The organism is Oceanobacillus kimchii X50, from assembly GCF_000340475.1.
In the GTDB taxonomy this organism is placed as follows: domain Bacteria; phylum Bacillota; class Bacilli; order Bacillales; family Amphibacillaceae; genus Oceanobacillus; species Oceanobacillus kimchii.
This window is the reverse complement of record NZ_CM001792.1, coordinates 137,732-143,741: the sequence shown is the minus strand read 5'-3', so window position 1 is coordinate 143,741 and position 6,010 is coordinate 137,732. Positions and strand designations below refer to the sequence as shown.

Genomic DNA, 6,010 nt, shown 5'->3' with positions numbered 1-6,010 from the left:
TGCCGGCCAGAGGACTTGAACCCCCAACCTACTGATTACAAGTCAGTTGCTCTACCAGTTGAGCTAGGCCGGCATTATAAGATTTTAGTATTAGATTAATTTTTTATCTAACCAAAAGAAATGCTTGTCGTGTTGCAAGATCACTCAGTGTTGCAGCACATAGTTAATCGATTTAATTAATGACCCCTGCATCTAAAAGCTTACTCGAAGCGGTTTGTGCTTCGGGGTTACTCGACGTTAACTCGGGAGAAGTTTCGCTCGTTGCTCTACCAGTTGAGCTAGGCCGGCATAAATGAAAAATACAATGCAAAAGGAATACTATCAAAATTCTCTTTATGTTGCAAGAATACGTATCATTCATTTTATAAAAATCGATGGTGGAGGATGCAGGGCTCGAACCTGCGACCCCCTGCTTGTAAGGCAGGTGCTCTCCCAGCTGAGCTAATCCTCCATATTATTGGTGACCCGTACGGGATTCGAACCCGTGTTACCGCCGTGAAAGGGCGGTGTCTTAACCGCTTGACCAACGGGCCATGATGCTTTTCGACACGCTTTTTGAAGTATGTCTCGCAAACTGACGAATTTTATTATATCGAGTATCCCCCCGTTTGTAAAGAGTAAATTGAAATTTTTTCAGGATTTTTTTATTTTAGTTTTAAACCGCCTCATTACTGGAATAATCACACTTTTCAGCCTTTCTTAACATCCTCAAAAACACCTTTTTATGTTTTGGTTTCATTACCAGGTACTAATAAGTTATAATAAATTCATAACGAATCATTTGGAGGTAAATTATGACGAAACTATTAGAAGGTAAAAATATCGTAGTTATGGGTGTTGCAAATGAACGAAGCATCGCCTGGGGCATTACGAAATCACTACACAATGCTGGCGCTAATCTAATATTTACAAATAGACAAGAACGTTCTTATCAAAAACTAGTGAAACTATTAGACAAACATGAAATAGAAGCTAAATTTATTGTTTCTTGTGATGTAGCTAACGACGAAAGCATCCAACAAGCTTTCAATGAAATCGGTGAAAAAGTAGGCGTTGTTCATGGTGTTGTCCATTCGGTTGCATTCGCAAATCGAGATGAATTACAAGGTGAATATGCAAATACGTCAAGAGATGGATTCTTACTTGCGCAAGAAATCAGCGCGTACTCTTTAGTCGCTGTTACAAAAGCCGCTAAAGAATTAATGACAGAAGGTGGAGGAATCGTAACCCAAACATACCTTGGGTCGGAGCGTGTTATTCCTGGATATAATGTAATGGGGGTTGCAAAAGCATCTCTAGAAGCAAGTGTACGCTACCTAGCTGAAGACATGGGTAAATACGGCATTCGCGTTAACGCAGTATCTGCTGGACCAATTCGCACACTTTCTGCAAAAGGTGTCTCTAACTTTAATGAAAAAGCAAATGTTATTGTAGAAAAAGCTCCATTACGTCGAAATGTCGATCAAGATGAAGTTGGCGACGCAACCTTATTCTTAGTTAGTGAAATGGCTCGTGGAATCACTGGAGAAGTTCTTCATGTTGATTCAGGCTTTCATATTATAGGGGGATAATTCTGCAGAAATTTTGGGCAAAAGTATTTACTCAGGAGATAAATTCAATATACTACGCTTATTAGTGGCTGATACCCTCTGGATGCTCATGCATCGAGGTATCAGCCCTTTTTTTCGTTATTCAATGTTTATCATTATACATATCGGGAACATTTATTTATGTACACAATCTCAAGACAAAGGAGCTTGAAACGATATGTATAACAATGTAAAACACTTTATAAACGGCGAGTGGGTCGAGTCCACTGGTAATGAAACAATTGATGTTATAAATCCAGCAACAGAAGAAAAAATGGGTACGATAAGCGCAGGTACAGAAGAAGATTTAGATAGAGCTGTACAAGCTGCAAGAAAAGCGTTCCCTTCTTTCTCTAATACAACTCGAGAAGAAAGAGTAAAATTATTAGATCGAATTGCGGATGAATATGAAAAACGCAAAGACGATTTCATAAAAGCCATCACGCAAGAATTAGGTTCACCAGTGACGTTTACAGAAAAGACGCAATACGAAATGGGTCTGCGTCACTTCCGTGAAACTGCAAAAATACTTCGCGATTTTGAATTCACAGAACAACGTGAAGGATCATTTATTCAAAAGGATGCAATTGGGGTTGCAGGTTTAATTACACCATGGAACTTCCCAACAAATCAGTTATCGACTAAACTAGCTAGTGCAATTGCCGCTGGAAGCACAGTCATCTTAAAACCAGCTTCTCAAACTCCATTTGCTGCAATGTTAGTTGCGGAAGTATTTGAAGCAGCCGGTGTACCAAAAGGTGTATTTAACTTAGTCAATGGATCCGGTGGTAAAATTGGGAATGCAATTAGCTCCCATCCAGATATCGACTTTGTTTCCTTTACTGGTTCAGGCGGAGTCGGAACAAAAATCATGGAAAATGCAGCCCAAGATATTACCAAAGTTTCACTTGAATTAGGTGGTAAATCACCAATTATTGTATTAGATGATGCAGATGTGAAATATGCAGCGAAAAATGCCATAACAAATATCGCAGCGAATACTGGGCAAGTTTGTACAGCGGGAACACGCGCACTCGTACCTGCTTCCATGCACGATGAGTTCATTGAAGCAATTAAAGAGTTGTTACCCGAATTTCCTGTTGGTGATCCACAAGATAAAAACACATTTACCGGTCCACAGGTTTCCGAAGAACAGTGGAACACGGTTCAAGATTATATCCAACAAGGAATTGATAGTGGAGCAACCTTAGTAGCAGGTGGCACTGGTAAACCAGATGGTTTAGAAACAGGTTATTATTCTAAACTTACGGTGTTTACCAATGTAAACCGTGATGATACGATTGCACAAGAAGAAATTTTCGGTCCAGTCTTATCTGTCATCACGTATAATGATTTAGATGAAGCAATTGAAATTGCAAACGACACAATCTATGGACTTGCTGGCTATGTAGTTGGTGAAAATCCAGAAACACTTACAAAAGCAGCTAAAGGTATAAGAGCTGGTCGAATTACAGTTAATGATGGTAAAGCAGATTTCTCTGCTCCATTTGGCGGATTTGGTCAATCTGGTATTGGTCGCGAATGGGGTGACTACGGAATCGAGGAATTCCTAGAGCCAAAAACAATTCTTGGCTTACCTAACTAATATTACGTTAGAGAACCGGTAGATGATTTCTACCGGTTTTTATTTTGTCTTTTTAATATACCCCCTATTGAATGTTAGTACCACAAGGGCATGACTTAAAGGCTCTAAACAAAATCAATCATTTATCAGCAGTTTATTCTCCTCCACATCTCCCATTATATATTGTATGAATATATTGAAATATAAAAGTTGACCTTGACATATCATTTAAATAAGTGTAAATTTTAAATCGTAACAATTACGATTCTTAATCATTACGCACTTTTTAAATGACTAATTTTAGTAATGATTTGGAATATTAACTTATGATGTCTTATTACAGATTTGGAGGTAACAATAGTGAAACGTGTTCTATTTTTATTATTAACTACTCTCATTCTTTTATCTGCTTGCCAAACCGAAGATGCTGCTAACGAGGATGATCAAAATACGTTAACAATATCGACAACTATCTTTGCTTTAGAGGATTTCATCTCAAAAATTGGTGGTGATTATGTAGATGTTGAAAGTATCTATCCCCCGAACGCAGATGCTCATACATACGAACCTAGCTCTAGAGAAATGGTGGAATTAGCTAAAAAAGATGCATTTCTATACTCCGGTGTTGGTATGGAACCATTTGCTGAAAAAGCAGAGGAAATTTTAGCAGATGAAGATGTAGCAGTCGTTCCTTTAGGAGAAAATGTACACTTACGAGGTGAACATAATCACGATCATGAAGATGAAGATGCTGCTCACGAACATAAAAGTGATGACCATGACCATAGCCATAATAGTGAGAACTCTTCTTCCATCCATATCGACGGTGTAAATGATCACTATCATTCAGGTGATACAGTTGAATTAGAAGCACATACAGATGAAGATACGGATGGTGACAACTGGAAATGGTATTCTCGTACCGATTCTTCTGAGGAATGGGTAGAGGTGGATGGCCAATCAACTTCTCAATATACTGGTACGATTGATGAATCAATCGAATTAAAGGCCGTTTTAGCTGATGACAATAATGAAGTTGTTGCAGAATCTGAGCCGATACAGCTTCAAATTGATAACCATGATGGGGAAAGTGGAATTGGAGATCCTCATGTATTTATTGACCCTATATTAAGTATTCAACTAGCTGAAAATATTAAAAACACGTTAATTGACTTACTACCTGAGCAAGAAGAATACTTTACTGCTAATTTTGAGGAAGTAAAAAGTCAATTAGAGCAAGTTGATCAAGACTTACAACAAACATTTGATAACGCAGAACTTAATCACTTAATTGTTTCACACGCTGCGTATGGATATTGGGAAGAACGATATGGCTTAGAACAAATAAGCATACATGGGTTGTCCCCGACACAAGAGCCTTCTCAATCCGAGTTAGTACAGATCATCAATGCTGCAGAGGAGTACGATTTAAAATATGTAGCTTTTGAAAATAATGTAAGTAGTAAAGTAAGTGAGATTATTCAATCAGAGATTGGTGCAGATAGTATTACACTTAGAAATATGGAGACAATCACGCAAGAAGACATCGATAACGGAGAAGATTACTTTAGCTTAATGGAGAAAAATATAGAAGCATTAGAAAAAGCATTATCAAAATAATATAGAATAGACCCTGCATGTTAAGATTGCAGGGTCTATTTTTTGAAATCAATCTTTATTTCACTTGTAAGCGTTGACCTGGTTGAATCGTTTCATTGGATAACCCATTTAAAGACTTAATTGCTTCTACAGTTGTTTCATATTCCTGAGCAATTCTCCATAAAGTCTCTCCTGCTTGAACAATATGATACACCGGCCCTTGTTCAAAACCGGTACCTCTAACAATAAGAACTTGTCCAGGATAAATTGTATCATCGGTTAAGCCATTCAGGTCCTTTAATTCTTGTACAGTCATATCAAATGCTCGTGAAATGCTCCACAGCGTATCTCCAGGCTGAACCGTATAGGTATCTTGTCCACCAGCAGGCGGAAGATTAAATACACGAGCAATTCCATTGGCATGACCTAATGCAATACGATTTAAATAAGCATCTGATTTTAATTTATTCGCATCTGCTACCGTATCAATAAAGCCGTTTTCCGTTAAGATGGCTGACATAGCCGACTCACGTAATACATGAAAGTTTGCTTTTTTCTTCCCTCTATTTCTAAAATCTACTTGCTTCATAATTTCTTCATGCATTAAATTACGATATTGCGCTGTCGTTGAACTATCCGATAGATTACTATGGATATAATCCTCATACCCAGTGCCTCCACCAGCATTAATATGGATCGATACAAAATAATCCGCTCCCCAATTATTTGCATCATTTGTTCGTTGTGCTAGTGAAACAGCTGTATCTGTCGTTCTACTCATACGAATCGAATGCCCACTATAATTGGTATTAAGATAGTTTCTAACCTTTAAAGCAATTGCTAAAGTAACATCTTTTTCTTGTAAACCATTGCCTACTGCACCTGGATCATTTCCACCATGCCCTGGATCTAAATATATTTTTGCCATAAAAATCTCCCCTTTAAATAAATTTTTATATAAAAAAGAAGCAATCAGAAAATGATTACTTCTTCTTTAATGAGTTAACTGGTGTTCCTGTAAGATTTCTTTTTGCTTTCTACCACGTAAGGTAATGTAATTGTTTTTGAACCAAGACCATATAGCAGCTCCGAATACTAGTATAGTTGAAGTGATTTCATACCAAATTGTTTCATTACCTGGGATAGGATTAAGATCAAAAGTAACTAAGATTTGATTGATTAACGCTATAAACAATACTAAAGTGCGCGTGACGGTTGCTTTATCCATACAAATCAC

At 37.6% G+C, this 6,010-nt stretch carries 5 protein-coding genes and 3 tRNA genes; 3 read left to right on the top strand and 5 right to left on the bottom strand.

All coding sequences use genetic code 11. The features are described from left to right. The 3 genes from C794_RS00890 to C794_RS00880 form a co-directional block, all read right to left on the bottom strand. A tRNA-Thr gene (locus C794_RS00890) sits at window positions 1-73 on the bottom strand. A gap of 302 nt (window positions 74-375) precedes the next feature. Continuing rightward, window positions 376-451, bottom strand: a tRNA-Val gene (locus C794_RS00885). A 7-nt stretch (window positions 452-458) separates the two neighbouring features. Beyond that, window positions 459-533: transfer RNA gene (locus C794_RS00880), tRNA-Glu, on the bottom strand. 261 nt (window positions 534-794) lie between these two features. Between C794_RS00880 and fabI the strand changes: the two genes are divergently transcribed. From fabI to C794_RS00865, 3 genes are all read left to right on the top strand, one after another. Further along, a complete protein-coding gene (gene fabI, locus C794_RS00875) occupies window positions 795-1,571 on the top strand; it encodes an enoyl-ACP reductase FabI (RefSeq protein WP_017795254.1) in 777 nt (258 codons plus the stop codon). Between the two features lie 196 nt (window positions 1,572-1,767). Further along, window positions 1,768-3,195 carry an aldehyde dehydrogenase family protein gene (locus C794_RS00870; RefSeq protein ID WP_017795253.1) on the top strand — a complete coding sequence of 476 codons (1,428 nt, stop codon included), beginning with the start codon at window positions 1,768-1,770 and terminating at the stop codon, window positions 3,193-3,195. Window positions 3,196-3,534: 339 nt separating this feature from the next. After that, a complete protein-coding gene (locus C794_RS00865; RefSeq protein WP_017795252.1) occupies window positions 3,535-4,794 on the top strand; it encodes a metal ABC transporter solute-binding protein, Zn/Mn family in 1,260 nt (419 codons plus the stop codon). A gap of 55 nt (window positions 4,795-4,849) precedes the next feature. On the opposite strand, the gene C794_RS00860 is transcribed toward C794_RS00865, so the two are convergent. Next, a complete protein-coding gene (locus C794_RS00860) occupies window positions 4,850-5,701 on the bottom strand; it encodes an N-acetylmuramoyl-L-alanine amidase family protein (protein WP_017795251.1) in 852 nt (283 codons plus the stop codon). Window positions 5,702-5,767: 66 nt separating this feature from the next. Beyond that, complete coding sequence (locus C794_RS00855) at window positions 5,768-6,001, bottom strand: phage holin (RefSeq protein WP_017795250.1); 234 nt, start codon at window positions 5,999-6,001, stop codon at window positions 5,768-5,770. Window positions 6,002-6,010 lie beyond the last annotated feature (9 nt).

What these genes read in the sequence shown, in the direction of transcription:
- fabI (WP_017795254.1), top strand. Translation starts at nt 795, where the DNA reads ATGACGAAACTATTAGAAGGTAAAAATATCGTAGTTATGGGTGTTGCA.
- C794_RS00870 (WP_017795253.1), top strand. Translation starts at nt 1,768, where the DNA reads ATGTATAACAATGTAAAACACTTTATAAACGGCGAGTGGGTCGAGTCC.
- C794_RS00860 (WP_017795251.1), bottom strand. Translation starts at nt 5,701, where the DNA reads ATGGCAAAAATATATTTAGATCCAGGGCATGGTGGAAATGATCCAGGT.
- C794_RS00855 (WP_017795250.1), bottom strand. Translation starts at nt 6,001, where the DNA reads ATGGATAAAGCAACCGTCACGCGCACTTTAGTATTGTTTATAGCGTTA.